This is a genomic window from uncultured Intestinimonas sp. (genome assembly GCF_944387245.1).
Classification (GTDB): Bacteria; Bacillota; Clostridia; order Oscillospirales; family Oscillospiraceae; genus Intestinimonas.
Genome location: NZ_CALXEE010000019.1, coordinates 15,168 through 32,705, shown reverse-complemented (window position 1 = coordinate 32,705; position 17,538 = coordinate 15,168). Strand labels below are relative to the sequence as shown.

The window sequence follows — 17,538 nt, the reverse complement described above, 5'->3', positions numbered from 1 at the left end:
ATTCCATTTCATTCCGTCATCCACGGATGACGGAACTCTGCGAGGCTCTCGCACAAATTTTGAAGCATTTCTACTTTTTCGACCGGCTGAGAAGCGGACGCCCTTCCCATTCTAGGCAAAGTGGGCGGTTCCTTTTCCATTACGACTGTCTTTCCAGAGTATAGCGCCGCAGGGCTCTCCGCCGGGTCTGCCAGTCGGGCATGAGGGCATCCATGACGGTATAGAACCCCGGGCCGTGGTTGGGGTGGAGGAAGTGGACCAGCTCGTGGAGGGCCACATAGTCCTGGAGCCCCTCCTCCACCGCCGCCAGGGCGGTATTGAGGGTGACGATTCCCTTGGTCCAGTGGCAGCTCCCCCACCGGCTGGTCATGAACCGGACCTTCAGCACCGGCTTTTTCACCCCCAAAGAGGCTGTCAGGGGATACACCCGCTCCAGGGCCGCGGTCAGCACCGGCAGGGCCTCCCCCTTCTCCGGCGGGACCAGGGGCACTCCCAGCTCCGAGCGCCGGCGCTGGTGCCCCAGCACCCAGGCCGCCCGGCTTCGGACAAAATCGTCGGCCCTGGCTTTGGACACCCGCCGGGGCACCGACACCGCCGCCGTGCCGTCGGCCCGGATGCGGAGATTGATGTTTTTGACGCTCTTCACCGCCAGGAAGTATTCGATGGGCCCCAGAGGGGTGTCCACCCGGCGCAGTTCCTCCGCCATGGGTCTTTGTCCTCCTTTTTCTCGCATGGGACAGCCCCGGTTCCGCATAGGCTCTTCTCTGCGGAGGTGATGTCCCATGTCCAAACTGCTCTCCCGGCAGGGGGTGCGGGATCTGTGTCTGGGGCTGGGGCTGCTGTGCGCCACCCTGGCCCTTATGTTTTGGCCCCAGGAGGCCATGGAGGCGTCCCGGGAGGGATTGAGGCTGTGCTATAACGTAATTTTACCCTCCCTCTTCCCCTTCTTCGTCCTCTCCGCCCTGGTGGTAGATCTGGGGCTGGCGGGCTACATCGGCCGGGCTCTGGAGGGGCTCATGCGCCCCCTCTTCAACGTGCCGGGCGCCTGCGCCTCCGCCTTCGCCCTGGGCTTCGTGGGGGGCTACCCTGTGGGTGCCCGCACCGCCCTCTCCCTCTACCAGAAGGGCATGTGCACCAAGACCGAGGCCGAGCGCCTCCTGGCCTTCTGCAACAACTCCGGGCCTGCCTTCATTCTGGGGGTGGTGGGAGCCGGCGTCTTTGCCAGCAGCAGGGTGGGTCTCCTCCTCTACCTGGCCCACGCCGCCGCCTCGGTGTGTGTGGGGCTCCTCTTCCGCTTCTACAAGCGGGAGGGAAAACGCCGGGAGCGGCGGCCCTCTCCCACCTTTGAGGCGGAGCGGATCACCGTGGCCTTCACCGGCGCCATCAAAAATTCCTTTCTCTCCACCCTGAACATCTGCGCCTTTGTGGTCTTTTTCACGGTGGTCATCAAGCTGCTGTTCCTCTCCGGGCTGCTGCCCGGCCTGGCCGGGATACTGGGCGCCCTGTTCGCCCCCCTGGGCTTTTCCACCCGGTGGGCGGAGCGGCTCCTCACCGGCTTCATCGAGCTCACCAGCGGGGTGTGGACCCTCACCGGCGACGGGTCCACATCGGGAAAGCTGTCTATGGCCGCCTTCCTACTGGGCTGGGCGGGCCTCTCCGTCCACTGCCAGGTCCTCTCCTTCATCGGTGGCAGCGGCCTCTCCGTCAAGACCTACATCGGCGGCAAGCTCCTCCACGGCGGCCTCTCTGCCCTCTTCATCGGGCTGCTGCTGCGGTTTTTCCCCCTGGAGGAGCCGGTGGCGGCCTACCTGGCCGAGCAGGTGGAGGGCATTGCCGGGGTGGATTTCTCCAGCGCCCTCACCATCTCCCTGGCCGCCGCCTGGATCATGTGGCTCCTCTTTTTCCTGGCCGCTGCGGCGGCCGTGGGAAAAACCAGTAGAAAAAGGCGCAAAGGTGTAGTATAATGGCCTCTGGCTAGGTCTCCTTTCGGGCCCGGCCCATTGGATCAGAGGGGAGCCTTTTGTGATGCTGTTTGAAAAGAAGATCGAACCCAGGTGCGCCTACTGTACCCGCTGCGCCCCCTTGGATGAGGAGACCGTCATGTGCCTGAAAAAGGGCGTCATGCCCGCCGCCTCCCACTGCCGCGCCTTCCGGTACGACCCCCTGAAGCGGGTGCCGCCCCGGCCCAACGCCCCGGACTTCTCCCGGCTGCGGGATGAAGATTTTGTACTGTAATTTCTGATGTTAAAACAGAGGGATCATGTCGATCCCTCTGTTTTTTGTCACAGGAGCCGGGCAGAAAAGGTCTTTGCCGTCTCCATCTGACCGGGGAGAAGGGGCACCGCCACAGGCGTGCCCAGGTTGGTCTCCAGCACCATGGCGGGACGCCGCCGGGGTCCTGGCCCCCGGAAGTCTGCCTCCTTCACCGAGGCCGCTTTCAGCCGGTCCCAGGTGAGATAGACCGTCCGGCGGGCGTAGAAATCAGTGTGGATGGCCACCACGCCCCTGTCCATTTTCCCCACAAAATACTCCGGCTTCTGCTTGCGGAAGGTCTGTAGGCCGTAGTTCCGGCCAGGCACCCAAAGGCTATCCCGGATATTTTCTCCAAAGCGGTAGCAGAGCTTGGAGTTGTTATACATGGCGTAGCTGTCCGCCCGAAGCTGCTCCAGGGCCGGGGCGGCAGGGTGGCTCGTCCGGGGCCGGTGGTCGGGCGCGCTGCCCAGCAGCAGGTTCAAAACAGGGAACAGCTGGTCCTCCTTGGTCCGGTTATAGGAAAAGCCCGCCGTTACGCTCTCCCCACCCCGGTCCAGCAACACCTCCACGGAGCATTTGAGGAGCTGGATGGTATAGGTCATCCGGGCCACATCCCCGGGCCGGACAAGAGTGCTCTCCACCCCCTGCTCGCCGCCGGCCAGCAGGAGGACCTCCTCCCCCAGCCAGGCCGTCACATACTCCATGCCCTTTTTGTACTGGTGAACTCTTGGGATATAGGTCACATTCCCCGGCGGCAGTCCTCGGGTCCGCCACACCTCCAGGGCCGGTCGGAATCGCTCCGGTAATTCCTCCCAGTCATAGATGCGTTTGGGCCAGGACGCCAGCGTGGGCCGCCGGTCCTCTCTGATCGCCATAGATCCTCCCCCTCTCCTTCCCATCATACCACAAAGACGGCGGACACGCACCTTTTACAGGTCGGCGTCCGCCGTCTTTTATGTGTGGAACTCAGTCCACCAGCTTGTCCAATTCCTTGATGTGCTCGGTCTGGCTGGCGATCTTATGTCCAGCCTGCTTGGCGTAGATACCCACCATGGTCTGGGACTTCTTGATGGCCTGCATGGTGCCGGCGCCGGCCACACAGCCGCCGGGACAGGCCATGCCCTCCAGCAGATAGCCGGGATATTTTCCGGCCACGGCATCCTGGAGCATCTTGCGGCACTCCCGCAGGCCCTCGGCACCGGTGACCTTGACCTCTTTATCGGGGTAACGGTCCTTGATGACGTTCACCACGGCCTTGGCCACACCGCCGGAGACGGCGAAGTTCCGGCCGTCGGTGGAGGCGTCGTTGACGCCGTTGGGGTCCTCTTCGATGTTCTCCAGGTCCACGTGCTTGGCGTCAAAGATGCCGTCCATCTCCTCAAAGGTGAGGACAAAGTCCACCTCGCTGCGGATGCTCTTGCGCATGGCCTCCAGCTTCTTGGCGGCGCAGGGCCCGATGAAGACCACCTTGGCATTGGGATACTCGTGCTTGATAAGCCGGGCGGTGAGGGTCATGGGGGTGAGGGCCATGGAGATGCAGTTGGCGTGGTCGGGGAAGAGCTTCTTGGCCATCACCGACCAGGCAGGGCAGCAGGAAGTACCCATAAAGGGCAGCTTTTCCGGCACCTCGGCGATGAAGTCCTCGGCCTCCTGGGTGGCGCACAGGTCAGCGCCGATGGCCACCTCAAAGACGTCGGCAAAGCCCAGCTGCTTCATAGCGGCACGGAGCTTGCCCGGGGTGACCTTGGGACCGAACTGGCCCACGAAGGCGGGGGCCACAGCGGCGTAGACCCGCTCGCCGGACTGGATGGCCCGGATAACCTGGAAGATCTGGGACTTATCGGCGATGGCGCCGAAGGGGCAGTTCACCAGGCACATGCCGCAGGAGACACACTTGTCATAGTCGATGTCGGCCTTGCCGTTGGCGTCGGTGTGGATGGCATCCATGCCGCAGGCGGTGGCACAGGGGCGTGTCTGAGTGATGATGGCGTGGTAGGCGCACACGTCGGCGCAGCGGCCGCACTTGATGCACTTCTCCTGGTCGATGACCGACCGGCCGTTGTAGCGGTCCAGCTTGATGGCGTCCTTGGGACAGACCTCCACGCAGGGGTGGGCCAGGCAGCCCTGGCAGCCCTCGGTCACCAGCACCCGCTTTTCAGTGCAGCCGTTGCAGGCAAACTTGATGACGTTGATAAGGGGCGGAGTGTAGTAGGTCTCCGGCCGGTCCGCCGCCTCGATGTTGTCGGAAAGGGGGGCATGCTCCGCCGCGCTCCGGCAGGGCAGTCCCATGGCCAGCCGCAGGCGCTCACCCACGATGGCACGCTCCAGAAATACGTCGTTGCGGAAGTTGCCCACCTCGCCGGGGATGATCTTGTAGGGCAGGGCCTCGATCCGCTTGTCTACCGGCCACTCCGTATGGTAGGCCATCCGGGCCACCTCCCGGAAGATCCGATGCCGGATCTCCTGGATCCGGGTCTCTACTCCTCTCATGAAACCTTCGTCCCTTTCACTTTTAATTGACACTACCAGCATACCGCAAATCGCTTTTCTTGTAAAGCACCTGAATACGAAAATCTTGCCCCGTTTCCTGCGGCATTCATACGAAGGCTCCCCGGCCGGCATATGCCGGCCGGGGAGCCTGTTTTCTACCTTATATAATTAAGGTGCGCGTGGATCACTCCCGGCCCATACGGCGGGCGATCTCCTTGGCAGCGAAGGTGATGACGTCGTCGGCGTAGGTACCGGCGCCGAAACCGGCATCGAAGCCCAGCTCCTTGGCCAGAGCGTGGGTGATGCGGGCGCCGCCGCAGCAGAGGACCATCCGGTCGCGGACGCCCTCGGCCTCGGCCAGCTCGATGAACTCGGTGAGGTTCTTGATGTGGACGTCCTTCTGGGTGACGGTCTGAGAGATGAGGAGGATGTCGGCATTGAGCTCCTCGGCCTTGTGGAGGAACTCGTCGTTGGGCACCTGGGAGCCCAGGTTGTAGGCCTCCACCATCTCGTAGCGCTCCAGGCCGTAGTGGCCGGCGAAGCCCTTCCGGTTCATGATGGCGTCGATGCCCACGGTGTGGGCGTCGGTTCCGGTGGAGGCACCCACCACCACCAGCTTACGGCCGATGTGCTCCTTGATGTACTCGTTGGTCTCCTCCATACTCATGGCCTCGTCGGCCACGGTGAGGACCTCGATCTCATTGTAGTTGACGCTGTGGGTGGTGGCGCCGTAGACCACATAGAAGGTGAAGTTCTCGTCCAGCTTCTGGCGCAGGGCCACGTTGGGATCGGCAATACCCATCTTCTGGGCCAGCTGCACGGCGGCGGCGGCGCCCTTGTCGTCGTCCTTCACAGGCAGGGTGAAGGACATCTGGACCTTGGCGTCGTTCATGGTGTCGCCGTAGGGGCGCAGCTTGGTGAGGTCCAGGGTGGTGTCCAGGTCTTTATCTCTGATTTGATACAGTCCGGAACTCATTAGCGAGCGCCTCCTTTCATCATGGGCTCCATGAAGGGATTGCGGTAGCCGGGGGCCTTCTGGAACACGCCGTCCAGGCCCTTGCCGCCGTCACGGGGACGCTTGATGTCGGCGAAAATGCCCTTCTCCAGCGTCTCAAAGATGCCCACACGCTCGATCTCGGCCAGCAGGTCGTTGGCCTTGGTGAGGACGTCGTTGGCCCGGTGCTGCATGATGCCGCCCTCCTTGAAGACCAGCTCGGAGCCCAGGTCCTGCATGGTGCGGAAGATGTACTGGGCGTTCTGGATGGCCAGGAAGCGGTCGGAAAGGAAGGGGGTGTGGATGGCCTCGGTCATCATGCCCAGCAGGTGGATCTTCTGGCCGGTGAGGATGGTGACGATGTTGAAGAGGGCGTCCTGCACGTGGCCGCGGAAGATGTTGCCGGTCATGAACTTGGTGGGAGGCATGTACTTCAGGGGGGCGTTGGGGAAAATCTCCCGGGCCATCTCGGCCTGAGCCAGCTCGTAGAGGAAGCCGTTCTCCACGTCCGGGTCGATCTCAAAAGCATGTCCCAGACCCATCTGCTCCTCGGGGAGGCCAGCACGGAGGGCGAACTGCTCGTTGAGGAACTGGGAGGCCAGCACGGTGTGGGCCTCCTCCACGGCGTCGGCGGTGGTGAGGTAGTTATCCTCACCGGTGTTGATGACCACGCCGGCGTAGGCGTTGATGGCGCGGGAGAAGGACTGGTCCACCAGGGTGCGCTGCATGTTGATGTCACGGAAGAGGATGCCGTAGAGGGCGTCATTGAGCATCACGTCCAGGCCTTCGAAGGCGCCCATAGCGGCGATTTCGGGCATGCACAGGCCGGAGCAGTAGTTGCACAGGCGGATGTAGTGGCCCAGCTCCTCGCCCACCTTGTCCAGGGCCTCGCGCATGAGGCGGAAATTCTCCTGGGTGGCGTAGGTGCCGCCGAAGCCCTCGGTGGTGGCGCCGTAAGGCACGTAGTCCAGCAGGGACTGGCCGGTGGTACGGATGACGGCGATGACGTCGGCGCCCTGGCGGGCGGCGGCGGTGGCCTGAACGATGTCCTCATAGATGTTGCCGGTAGCCACGATGAGGTAGAGCCAGGGGCCCTGCTTGTCGCCATACTTGGCCAGCAACTCCTCGCGGCGGTTGCGGCGGGCGGCGATCTTCTTCAGGGCATCCTGGACCACGGGGTCAAGGGCCTTGTCGATGTCGGCGTCGGAGTGGACGGGCAGGGCGGTCAGGTCCAGAGAGCCGTCGGCGACGGCCTGGGCGATGGCCTGGGGGTCCTTGCCGGTCTCCACCATGGCGTTGCCGATCCAGAAGGCGGCGCCCTGGGCCAGGGCACCCTTGGCGGTCAGGTGCTCCACCACCACGTTGGGCAGGGGCACGTCGAAGCTGTTGACGCCGTCGATGCCCAACAGACGGCACACGGTGCGCTCCACGGCCACAGTGGTGTGCCGGTCGATGAAACGCTGGGTATCGTCGGCCACCTTGGAAGCATGGTTACGGGCCTGCTCCACAAGGTCAAAGTTCAGATTGAGCTTGGATTCCAACACATATCACTTCCATTCCATGTATTTGGGAAAAGGGAACGAGACGAGAGAGGGGACGCCCCGGGCCCGTCGTCGGGCCCGGGTATGGACCGGCGGTCTCACCGTCTGAGGTCCGCGTCCGGTCTCTCGTCCCGTTAGGGGGACAAAGGATCAGTGCATCTCTCTCTTGTGGCGCTCCAGGTTGGCGGGCTCCATGGACAGCGCCTGGCCGCGCTCCAGACCGGCCACACCCATGAGCTCCACCTTCCGCTTGCCCTCGCGCTCGGCCTTGCAGTACTCGCACTGGCAGGTCTCCTCGTAGTGCTCGGGCTCGGTGTAGGTGGTGATGACGCCCTCATAGTTGCGGAGGATGACCTTATGAGGCGTCTGGGAGATGACATACTGGGGCATAACGGGGGTCTTGCCACCGCCGCCGGGGGCATCCACCACGAAGGTGGGCACGCAGTAGCCGGAGGTGTGGCCGCGGAGGGCCTCGATGATCTCAATGCCCTTGGAGACGGGGGTACGGAAGTGCTCCAGGCCCATGGACAGGTCGCACTGGTAGATGTAGTAGGGGCGCACCCGGATCTGGACCAGCATCTGGACCAGCTTCTTCATGGTGTGGACACAGTCGTTCACGCCGGCCAGCAGCACAGACTGGTTGCCCAGAGGCACACCGGCGTCGGCCAGACGGGCGCAGGCCTCGGCGGCCTCCTTGGTGATCTCCTTGGGGTGGTTGAAGTGGGTGTTGAGCCAGATGGGGTGATACTTCTTGAGCATGTTGCACAGCTCGGGGGTGATGCGCTGGGGGCACACCACGGGAGTGCGGGAGCCCAGACGGACGATCTCCACGTGGGGGATCTCACGCAGGCGGGAGATGATGTACTCCAGCATCTCGTCGGAGATCATCAGCACGTCGCCGCCGGACAGGAGAACGTCGCGGACGGTGGGGGTATTGCGGATGTACTCGATGCACTTGTCGATCTGCTCCACGGGCACGCTGGTGTCGTGCTGGCCGGCGAAGCGGCGGCGGGTGCAGTGACGGCAGTACATGGAGCACTGGTCGGTGGTCAGCAGCAGCACACGGTCGGGATAGCGGTGGGTCAGGCCGGGCACCGGGGAGTCGGAGTCCTCATGGAGGGGGTCCAGCAGGTCGGCGCAGGACTGATGGAGCTCCTTGGCGGTGGGGATGGCCTGCTTACGGATGGGATCATAGGGATCATCGGGGTCAATGAGGGAGAGGTAATAGGGGGTAATGGCCATACGCAGGGTGCCCAGGCAGGCCTTGACGCCCTCCTCCTCCTCGGGGGTCAGGGCGATGTATTTCTTCAGATCCTCCAGGGTCTCGGCCCGGTTGGCCACCTGCCAGTGCCAGTCGTTCCAGTCGGCGTCGGAGACATCGGGGAAAAGCTGTTTACGGCGAGATTCGTTCTGATAGATCATAGTTGGTTACCGCCTTTCGTCGTATTGGGCCCGCAGGCCCGGCCTGCGCCCGGTGTGGGCGTCCTGAAGATCCGGCCCCGTCCCGCTCTGAGCCGGGACCGGAACAGAAGCATTCGATTTTCTTAACCCCGGCAGGGCACCGCCCCTTCCGGTTCCGCTTACAGGTACTTCTTCTCGAAGTAGGCCTTGAGCTGGGGGTTCTCCCTGCGCGCCCCGCGCAATTTCATTGCGGGGACCCCGGAGATCTGACATCCTCGGGGCAAGTGAATTGCCCCTGCGGCAAGGTTTTGCTGCGCAAAACCCTTGGACGCGCCGGAAGGCGCGGCCGGCAGATGCCGGCGGCCGAGCTCCATAGGCCTGTCGGCCGCTTTACAGATACTTCTTCTCGAAGTAAGCCTTGAGCTGGGGGTTCTCCCTAAGCTCGGCCAGGGTGATGGCGGCGTGGTCCTTGGTGTAGCCATTGCCGATGATCATGGTGACGTCCTTGCCGCATCCCTCGGCGCCCAGGGCAGCCTTGGCGAAATCGGTGGCCATGGAGAAGCAGTAGACGGTGCCGTTGTCCCGGACGGGGAGGATGGCGCTCATCTCGCAGGCGGGGACGTTGACGATGAGAATAGACACATCGTACTCCTTGCCGTCATTGACGGCCAGGGACTTCTCCAGCACCTCCACGGGGTTAGTGGCGGAGCCCACGATGGCGTGGTGGCAGAGGTTCATGCTCTTCAGAAGGTCGGCGTCCTCCTGGCAGATGACCAGGGCCACCACGTTGCCGGTGGGGCCGACCCGCTTCATGGCCTCGTAGCAGCACATCATACCGCCCTTGCCGGCGCCGCCCAGCACGAGAACGGAGTCGCCGGGCTTTACCAGCTTGGCGGTCTGGGCGGGAGCGCCGGCCACGTCCAGGGCAGCCAGAGCCAGCTCCTCGCTCATGTCCTCGGGCAGTTTGGCGTAGAGGCCGGACTCAAAGAGGATGGCCTGGGCATCTACGTCCACACGGTCGATCTCGGGGTGGATGGCCTTGATTTTGTTGATCTTCAGGGGGGTCAGGGACAGGGAGACCAGGGAGGCGATCTTATCGCCCACCTTCAGGTCGATCTTGCCCACCAGATCCTCGCCGATCTCGCGGACGGTGCCGATGAACATGCCGCCGGAACCAGTGACAGGGTTCTGCATTTTGCCGCGCTCAGCCACGATATCCAGGATCATCTGCTCAGTCTTATCCAGGTCCTTGCCGCAGGCCTCATAGATCTGAGTAAAGGAAGCGGAGTCGATGTTCAGGGCGGACACGTCGCACAGGATCTCGTTGGACCAGCACTCCATGGTGTTGTCGATCTTCTTGGCAGCCTGGGTCAGAAGGCCCTTGGGCTCGATCACGCGATGGACACCGTACTTGTTGCCTTTTTTCTGCATGTTTTGACCTCCATACATTCTGCTTTGGGGACCCCTCCGTCTATCCGGACGGCGCGGGCTGCTGTGGGATCTTTTGTTTGGGTTTGGGAATTTGGGAATGGGAATGGTTTTGTGGTTTGGTTTTTTGTTTGGGAAATGGAATTGGGAATGGGGTTTGGAAATTGGGAATTTGGGATCGGTTTGGGTATTGGTTTGGAAATTGGGAATGGGAAATGTATATTGGGTTTGGTTTGGAATATGGATGCCGGCGCGGGAACACGGGTCCCCCTTCGCGTCCTCACCGGCTGGGACTACAAATCAATGTACTCCGGGACTCACCCGGCAGGGGCTAGCTCAGATCAGGCCCAGGATCTTGCGGGCCTCGTCTGGAGTGGCGATCTCACGTCCCAGCTCCTTGGCCAGGCGGACCACCTTGGCCACCAGCTCGCCGTTGGAGGCGGCCTTGTGGCCCTTTTCCAGATAGATGTTGTCCTCAAAGCCTACCCGGACATTGCCGCCCATGATGATGCCGGCGGCGGCCATGGGCCAGGCGCCACGGCCCACGCCAGTGACCGTCCAGGTGGACCCGGCGGGGATCTGCTTGACCAGGTAGTCCAGGTTGCCCACGGTGGCGGGGGTGCAGCCGCTGACACCCAACACGAAGTTGAACTGCATGGGAGCACCGGGCACCAGGCCCTTCTCCGCCATACTGACAACGGTATCCAGATGGCCGATCTCAAAGCACTCGTACTCAGGCTTGATATGGTTTTCCAGCATCCGCTTGCCAAAGGCCCGCATGGTGGGCATATCATTGACGAAGATGTCGTCGCCGAAGTTGCAGGTGCCGCAGTCCAGCGTGGCCATCTCAGGGCACAGCTCAGTGGGCTGGAGGCGCTCCTCCGGGGTCATGCCGGTGGCGCCGCCGGTGGAGGGGATGAGGATGACGCCGGGGCAGGCCTCCTTGATGGCGTCCAGCACCACCCGGAACCGCTCCCGGTCCTGGGTGGGGGTGCCGTCATCCTCACGGACGTGAACGTGGATGACTGCGGCACCGGCCTCAAAGGCACTCTTGGCCTCCCGGACCATCTCCTCCACGGTATAGGGGACTGCGGGGTTATGGGCTTTTGTGACCTCCGCGCCGCAGATGGCGGCAGTGATGATCAGCTTCTCCATGGGACCGCTCCTTTCTGTCACTTAGCTTTCGGCCCCCCGGGGGAGCCGCCCTTCTGTTTCGGACCCGTCGTCCGGAAAATGTCTTACCGGGTCTTACGCTGCTTGTCCTTGGGCACCACACAGGTGCCGGAGGCACGGCACACCACCACGGGCTCAGGCAGCACGTCGGCGGCAGAGTCGTTGATGTCGGGGCGGGAAACGATGACCTTCCGGGCCTCGAACTCCATCTTGCGGGAGGTGTTGCCGATCTTGGTGATCTTGCCCTCGGCCTCGATGTAGTCGCCGGCATACACGGGGGCCAGGAACTCCACGTTGTCGTAGGCGCAGAACAGGCCCTCATCGCCGTCGCAGATGATGAGCAGCTCCGTGGCCACATCGCCGAACAGATGGACCATGTGGGCGCCGTCCACCAGGTTTCCGCCGTAGTGGGCATCCTTCGCGCTCATGCGGAGTCGAAGCAGGGATTTGATCTCTTCCATGGTAATGTCCTCCTGTCAAATTTTTAGAATTTGTTCACCGAGCAAAAAACAAAGCGCTGCGGGCGCTGCCCCAAAGGCAGCACTCGAACAGCGCTTCACAACGAAAAAAGGCACGCTATTCATGCCAGAGTTACCCCTGACACGAATAGCGCACCATGTAGTCATGACACTCCGTACGCACTGAGCGCACGGCGCAGGAACGGTTCCATGCAGCGTCCCCGTTCCTTCGGCGGTGGTCCCATTCACGCCGCGCATCGGGCCTGCCAACCCTTTGCATCACGGCGGTACCTGGCGCACCGCTCCTCTATCCACCATATTATTCAGTTGTTTTAGGTACTTTTAACAAAACCTATTATACCACGCTCAGCTCTTTTGTCAACTATTTTTCGAAAAAATTTCCATGAGCTCCGGGTCCAGGTCCAAAAGCCTGCAAACTCTGAGGGCATCCCGCGGACAGGGCTCCCCGGGCTCAGCCTCGATGAGGTGGTAATCCATGAGCCGGGAGAGCCGGTCCAGGGGCGCCTCATCCTTGCGGATAGCGGCCGTATCCAGGGCGCCCAGGCCGGCCACCCGGTAGTGCCGGCGGGCGGCGTCGGAGACCCCGTCGTAGTGGGTGGTCATGAGGGCCACGCAGTTGAGCCGGCCCAGGTACTCCACCAGAGCCCTGGCCAGGGCAGCGCCCTCCCGGGGGTTGGTGCCCCGAGCGAATTCGTCCAGGGCGATGTAGAAGAACTTCCCCTTCTCCTCCCGCAGTACCTCTCCCAGGGCGGCCACCTCGGCGCCAAAGGAGCTCAGGCCCTGCTCCACCGACTGCCGGTCGGTGCAGATGAGGGAAACGCTGTCGAACAGCGGAGCGGAAAAACTGCCGGCAAAGGCAAAGAAGCCGGTCTGGGTCAGCAGCAGGTTGAGGGTCAGGCTCTTCATGGATACGCTCTTACCGCCCATATTGGCGCCGGTGATAACGGTAGCCCCCCGCTCCAGGGTGATGGACACGGAGGTAAAGGAGCCGCCCCGCTCCTGCAGGTGATCGGCCACCTCGGGGTGGACCATGTCCACAGCCACCACTTTCGGCTTGTCCACAATCTCCGGACGGCAGCAGTAAAACCGCCGGGCCAGCCGGGCCTTGGCCAGCAGCAGGTCCAACCGGCCGATGGCCTCCATGGACGCCAGGAAGGTGTCCCGTTCCCTCAGGATGGCCATGGTCAGCCGCTTCCGGGCCTCCAGCTCCAGCCGGTCCTCCTTCCGGACCAGCTCGGACCGGCGGGCCATCAGGTCGTCCCGGCCCTTCTTCTCGGTCTGCCGGAGGAGGCCCTCCACCAGAGCCTTCTCCTCACGGACCCGCTCCAGGGCCGGCTCAAAGGCGTTCTCCACCGAAAAGGCGGGCAGCCGCCGTCCACTGGGGTCCAGCAGGTCCAGGCTCTCGGTCATGGGGCGGATCTCCAGCCCCTCCAGGGCCGGGATGGAGGCGTAGACCTGGGCCAGCCGCTCCAGGTGGATGAGAAAATGCTTGACCTCGAAGAGCTCCACCTCGTCCATGGGGGCGTTGGTGGGCCGCTTGAGGGAATTGCGGATGTCGTGGAACTCCGAGAGAATGTGGGTGATGCTGTCCAGAGCCACCTCCCCGCTGTCCAGCAGGGTGCGGAGGGCCTCCACCCGGGAGAGCTCCTCCTCCAGCTGCGCCTCCTCCCCCGGACCGTACCACCGGGGGGTGCGCACCAGAGCATGGCCAAAGGGCGAGGCGGGCTCCATCCTGGCCATGACCCAGCTGTAGCCCGTATCCTCTTTGAGCTGCGCGTTGAGTTTCATTCGTTTCACCTCGTCGATATGCTGCTCCGATCGTCCGGAGCCACAAAACCATTCGATAGGACCTTATGCTTCCTGCCGCACGTCCACCACGGGCACATCCACTGCCTCCCGGAGGGCCGCCAGCAGGGCGGGGCCATCCAGATGCTTGCCGTAGGCCGACCAGGGGTTGGCAGTGACGGCAGCAATGCGCAGACGACGGGCCACCATCAGGGAACCGCCGCAGCGGTAAAAGGTCTCGGCAGAGCCCCGGTCGCAGAGGAAGTGGGTGGCGTCGGGAGCGGCCACGGTGAGGGGGGCTCCCCGCCGGGCCAGGGTGCGCAGCAGCGGCCCGGTGATGCCGCCGCCGATCCACAGCACGCAGTGCTCCCGGGGCAGGGCATGCCACGCCGGCTGGCCGCTGGGCTCCAGCTCCAGCGGCAGCCGCTCCCCCGTAGGGCTGAAGAGGGCATAGCGCCCCACTTCCCCGTCCAGAGCGGCGTGGAGAACAGGGTCCTCCGCCTCCGGCGCGGCGAAGAGCTGGCAGATGTGGGCGGTCTCCGCGGCGATGAAGGGGATGCCGCCGTCCACGGAGGCGCCAACACACAAAACGGCAGTGGCCCCCGCCTCGGCGCCGGCCAGGGACTTGCGCCCCGCCGCCCCGTCTATGAGGACCCGCTGGGCGCCCAGGGCCCGGAAGGTCTGGGACAGCGGTCCCAGCTGATTCACTGCCGAGGGTCCGGCCAGCTGGATATAGCCGTCGCTGAGGGCGCGGAAGATCCCCACCGCCCCCAGCGGGGTCATCACATCAGTGACCCCCTCCACCCGCAGGGTGGTGTCGCACAGGGGGAGCATCCCCCGGGCGGTGGCAAACAGGGTCCCGGAGCGGGCCCAGATCTCCGGCTTCTCGGTGCCGGTGACCACATCGGTGCGCTCGCCATCCCGCCCCACCGAGGTCATAGCCAGGGTCTCCCCCGACAACTCCTCGATGAGTCGGCACATGGCGGTGGTTTTGCCAGCGTTCTTACACAGTCCGATAAACGTGACGGTAGGCGCGTCCCCCACCAGGGGGGCGAGCATCGGCGTCATGGCGTTCCCTCCTTGTCGTCTCACTGCCGATCTTTGCTTCCCGCTTTTCCCATTCTGTTTCCATTATGGGGGGCCCGGAGGGAAATGTCAATGCCCATACACAGCGGCGCCCGGCGGCCCAGAAACGGGCCGCCGGGTATGAGCATGCTCAGCTATTTTATTCCTGCCGATCCGCTGTGCTCGTCTCTTCCGCACCGTGCTCAGCCTCATTTCCCAGCACTTCCCGGGCGGCCCACTCCGCCGCGGCGCGGACCCGGCCAAAGTCCACATAGGGATTGTAGATGCCCTCCAGGTCGTCGTGCATGGCCTTTGCCTGGGCCAGGGAGGACACCGCCTCCTCCACCAGAGCCACCGACACCTTCCGGGAGAAGGAGAGCCGGGCCTTGCTGCGCCGCAGCAGCTCCCGGTCCACCATGGCATCCATCCGCAGGCGGCGGTAGGGGTGCCTGGGGTAGGCCGTACCGCCGCCGGTGGTGACAAAGGCCAGGGAGAGCTGGGGCAGGATGAGGTGCTCCAACCGGTCGGGTGCCAGGGGCGAGGGGCAGGCGATCACGTCCCAGCCCGCCGCCACGGCGCCGGAGAGGATGTGGGTGAGGAGCAGGTGGCTGAGACCGTAAGTGTCCACCAGTTCATAGACCCGCCGGCACTGGCGCTCCACGGTGCCGAATTCCACCAGGAAGCCCTGGTGGGTAACGGCGGAGAGGAAGCGTTGGCGCACCTTTCCCTCCCCCTCTCCGCCCCGGCGGCACTCCCGGGACAGGATGCCCTTGGCCCGTTTGGCAATCCTCTCCTCCAGCTCCGGGGTCTGGATGAGGGCGGTGCGGTCGGCGGTGATCTCGGCCGCCGCCCGCAGGCAACGGTAGGCCCGGGCGTAGCAGCCCTTGTAGCCCTTCATGGCCTGCTCCAGCTCCCCGCGGACCTTCTTGAGGCCCTCGTGGTCATAGCAGGCGCCCAGATTCACATACCGCTCCACCGCCCCGGGCAGTTTGGGCTCCACCACATGGGGGGCCGTGCCGTCCACGATGGCGGCGTGGCGGTCGGGCAGGATGATGGCGTCCAGGGAGTCCGGGTCCCCGGAACAGCGTATGTACTCTACCCGGAGCCCTTGCTCCTCTGCCCGGGCAGCCACCTGCCCCATAAGGGTGGATTTGCCACAGCCGGCACCCCCCTTCAGAATCAGCAGCTCCTCCGCCTCCCCTGGGTCCAGGAGCTGGTCATAGAGGGAATAAAAGCCGCTGGGGGAATTGGCTCCAAGGTAATATCGGACCTTTGGTTCCGTTGTCATGGTCTTACCTCCCAATACCGTTTCTAACTCAGGGTATGCCGCGCTGCCGCCACCGGTGCAGCATACCCTTGCCATTTGGAGGTTTGTCGGGTAAAATAGAGGAAATCATCTGCGGTTGGCCGGTCCTCCCGGCCCCTCTCTATTCCCCCGCCGAAAGAAGGTGCCCCCCCTCCATGAGTTTCCTCTCCCCCGGCTTCTTCCTCTTCTTCCCTGTGGTCACCCTGGTCTGGTTTTTGCTACCCGCCGCCAGTCGGCGGCTCTGGCTCCTGTGCGCCAGCTGGTGGTTCCTCCTGTGCGGCGGCCCGGAGCATCTCCTCTCCCTGCTGGCCGCCACCGTAGTCACCTATCTGGGTGCCCGGCTCCTGGACAGGTACAGCGGCAGGCAGCGGAAGGCCATTCTGGCCGTCCTCCTGGTACTCCTCTTCGGGACCCTCTTTCTCCTCAAATATCTGACGTTCTCTCTAAACTTGCTGGAGAGGCTCCTTACCGCCGCTGGGCTGGCCTTCTCCTCCCCCGCCCTGGACCTGATTCTCCCCGCCGGCCTCTCCTTCTACCTCTTCATGGCGGCGGGCTACCTCATCGACGTCTATCGCCGGGACCGTCCGGCGGAGAAGTCCTATCTGGATCTGGCCCTCTTCCTCTCCTGCTTCCCCTACCTGCTCTCCGGCCCCATCGGCCGGGCCGGCAGTCTGCTACCCCAATTCCGCAAACCTGCCCCCTTCTGCTGGGAAAATCTTCGGCGGGGGCTGCTGCGCTTCCTGTGGGGCGCCTTCAAGAAGCTGGTCATCGCCGACCGGCTGGGCCTGATGGTCTCCACTGTGTATGCCGCCCCGGACAGCTTCGGCCGGCTCCAGGTGGCGGCCGCCGCCATCGCCTTCTCCATCCAGATCTACTGCGACTTCTCCGCCTACTCCGACATGGCCCTGGGCTGTGCCGAGGTCATGGGCTTCCACCTCATGGAGAATTTCCGCACTCCCTACTTCTCCCGCTCCATCGGGGAGTTCTGGCGGCGCTGGCACATCTCCCTGTCCTCCTGGTTCCGGGACTACCTCTACATCCCCCTGGGAGGCAGCCGGAAGGGCAGGCGGCGGAAGTACCTCAACGTCCTCATCGTCTTCGCCGTCAGCGGCCTGTGGCATGGCGCCGCCCTCTCTTTTGTGGTGTGGGGACTCCTCAACGGCATCTATCAGGTCATTGGCGGTATGACCCAGAAGGCGCGGGACCGCATCCGCCGCAGGCTGGGTCTGGCCGACGATGCCCCCTTCACCATTGTGCTCCAGGTGGTCATCACCTTTCTTCTGAGCACTGTGGCCTGGGTCTTCTTCAAAGGCGGCTCCTTCACCCACTCCCTGTCCATCTTCGGGGCCATGCTTATCGGACCCTGGCTCACCCGCCCCTTCTCCGCCTGGGGCCTGGACCTGCCCGAGCTGGTAGTGGTGGCTTTGGCGGTGCTTCTCCTGCTGGCGGTGGACCTCTTCTCCGTCCTCCGTGGAAGCCCTCGTCAGACTTTCTTCTCCCTGTCCCGGCCTGTCCGCTGGGTCCTTGCCCTGGCTCTTCTGTTGTCGGTGCTGATCTTTGGTGTCTACGGCACCGGCTATGACCCCCAGGACTTCATCTACTTTAAATTCTGACATGGCACAC

The 17,538-nt window shown here is 63.7% G+C and carries 15 protein-coding genes and 1 riboswitch; of the genes, 3 read left to right on the top strand and 12 right to left on the bottom strand.

Annotated features, from left to right (window positions below):
* Positions 1–139 precede the first annotated feature (139 nt).
* Positions 140–706, bottom strand: a complete 567-nt coding sequence (locus Q0K15_RS04385; protein ID WP_294512774.1) for a YgjP-like metallopeptidase domain-containing protein — start codon at positions 704–706, stop codon at positions 140–142.
* A gap of 76 nt (positions 707–782) precedes the next feature.
* Here Q0K15_RS04385 and Q0K15_RS04380 point away from each other — a divergent pair, with 76 nt between their 5' ends.
* A complete protein-coding gene (locus tag Q0K15_RS04380) occupies positions 783–1,964 on the top strand; it encodes a nucleoside recognition domain-containing protein (protein WP_294512771.1) in 1,182 nt (393 codons plus the stop codon).
* A 61-nt stretch (positions 1,965–2,025) separates the two neighbouring features.
* A complete protein-coding gene (locus Q0K15_RS04375) occupies positions 2,026–2,235 on the top strand; it encodes a hypothetical protein (protein WP_130849319.1) in 210 nt (69 codons plus the stop codon).
* A gap of 47 nt (positions 2,236–2,282) precedes the next feature.
* Here the strand turns inward: Q0K15_RS04375 and Q0K15_RS04370 are convergent, their stop codons facing one another.
* The 11 genes from Q0K15_RS04370 to Q0K15_RS04320 form a co-directional block, all read right to left on the bottom strand.
* Complete coding sequence (locus Q0K15_RS04370) at positions 2,283–3,128, bottom strand: hypothetical protein (protein ID WP_294512767.1); 846 nt, start codon at positions 3,126–3,128, stop codon at positions 2,283–2,285.
* Positions 3,129–3,219: 91 nt separating this feature from the next.
* A complete protein-coding gene (locus tag Q0K15_RS04365) occupies positions 3,220–4,743 on the bottom strand; it encodes a 4Fe-4S dicluster domain-containing protein (RefSeq protein ID WP_294512765.1) in 1,524 nt (507 codons plus the stop codon).
* A gap of 184 nt (positions 4,744–4,927) precedes the next feature.
* Positions 4,928–5,719: an OAM dimerization domain-containing protein gene (locus tag Q0K15_RS04360; protein WP_294512763.1), complete on the bottom strand. Its 792-nt coding sequence runs from the start codon at positions 5,717–5,719 to the stop codon at positions 4,928–4,930.
* Positions 5,719–7,278 carry a lysine 5,6-aminomutase subunit alpha gene (locus Q0K15_RS04355; RefSeq protein WP_294512780.1) on the bottom strand — a complete coding sequence of 520 codons (1,560 nt, stop codon included), beginning with the start codon at positions 7,276–7,278 and terminating at the stop codon, positions 5,719–5,721. The genes Q0K15_RS04360 and Q0K15_RS04355 overlap by 1 nt, the downstream gene beginning before the upstream one ends.
* A gap of 150 nt (positions 7,279–7,428) precedes the next feature.
* Positions 7,429–8,700: a lysine 2,3-aminomutase gene (gene ablA / locus Q0K15_RS04350; RefSeq protein ID WP_294512761.1), complete on the bottom strand. Its 1,272-nt coding sequence runs from the start codon at positions 8,698–8,700 to the stop codon at positions 7,429–7,431.
* 369 nt (positions 8,701–9,069) lie between these two features.
* Positions 9,070–10,110, bottom strand: a complete 1,041-nt coding sequence (locus Q0K15_RS04345; RefSeq protein WP_294512757.1) for an L-erythro-3,5-diaminohexanoate dehydrogenase — start codon at positions 10,108–10,110, stop codon at positions 9,070–9,072.
* Positions 10,111–10,443: 333 nt separating this feature from the next.
* Positions 10,444–11,262 carry a 3-keto-5-aminohexanoate cleavage protein gene (locus tag Q0K15_RS04340; RefSeq protein ID WP_294512755.1) on the bottom strand — a complete coding sequence of 273 codons (819 nt, stop codon included), beginning with the start codon at positions 11,260–11,262 and terminating at the stop codon, positions 10,444–10,446.
* Positions 11,263–11,345: 83 nt separating this feature from the next.
* Entirely contained in the window at positions 11,346–11,732 is a 387-nt protein-coding gene (locus Q0K15_RS04335; RefSeq protein ID WP_130850820.1) for a hotdog fold domain-containing protein, read from the bottom strand.
* Positions 11,733–11,879: 147 nt separating this feature from the next.
* Positions 11,880–12,056: riboswitch (Lysine riboswitch) on the bottom strand.
* 60 nt (positions 12,057–12,116) lie between these two features.
* Positions 12,117–13,547: a DNA mismatch repair protein MutS gene (locus Q0K15_RS04330; protein WP_294512752.1), complete on the bottom strand. Its 1,431-nt coding sequence runs from the start codon at positions 13,545–13,547 to the stop codon at positions 12,117–12,119.
* Between the two features lie 63 nt (positions 13,548–13,610).
* Complete coding sequence (locus Q0K15_RS04325; RefSeq protein ID WP_294512749.1) at positions 13,611–14,612, bottom strand: hypothetical protein; 1,002 nt, start codon at positions 14,610–14,612, stop codon at positions 13,611–13,613.
* Between the two features lie 157 nt (positions 14,613–14,769).
* Positions 14,770–15,897: a hypothetical protein gene (locus tag Q0K15_RS04320; protein ID WP_294512746.1), complete on the bottom strand. Its 1,128-nt coding sequence runs from the start codon at positions 15,895–15,897 to the stop codon at positions 14,770–14,772.
* A gap of 173 nt (positions 15,898–16,070) precedes the next feature.
* On the opposite strand from Q0K15_RS04320, the gene Q0K15_RS04315 reads away from it, so the two are divergent.
* Positions 16,071–17,528: an MBOAT family O-acyltransferase gene (locus tag Q0K15_RS04315; protein ID WP_294512743.1), complete on the top strand. Its 1,458-nt coding sequence runs from the start codon at positions 16,071–16,073 to the stop codon at positions 17,526–17,528.
* Positions 17,529–17,538 lie beyond the last annotated feature (10 nt).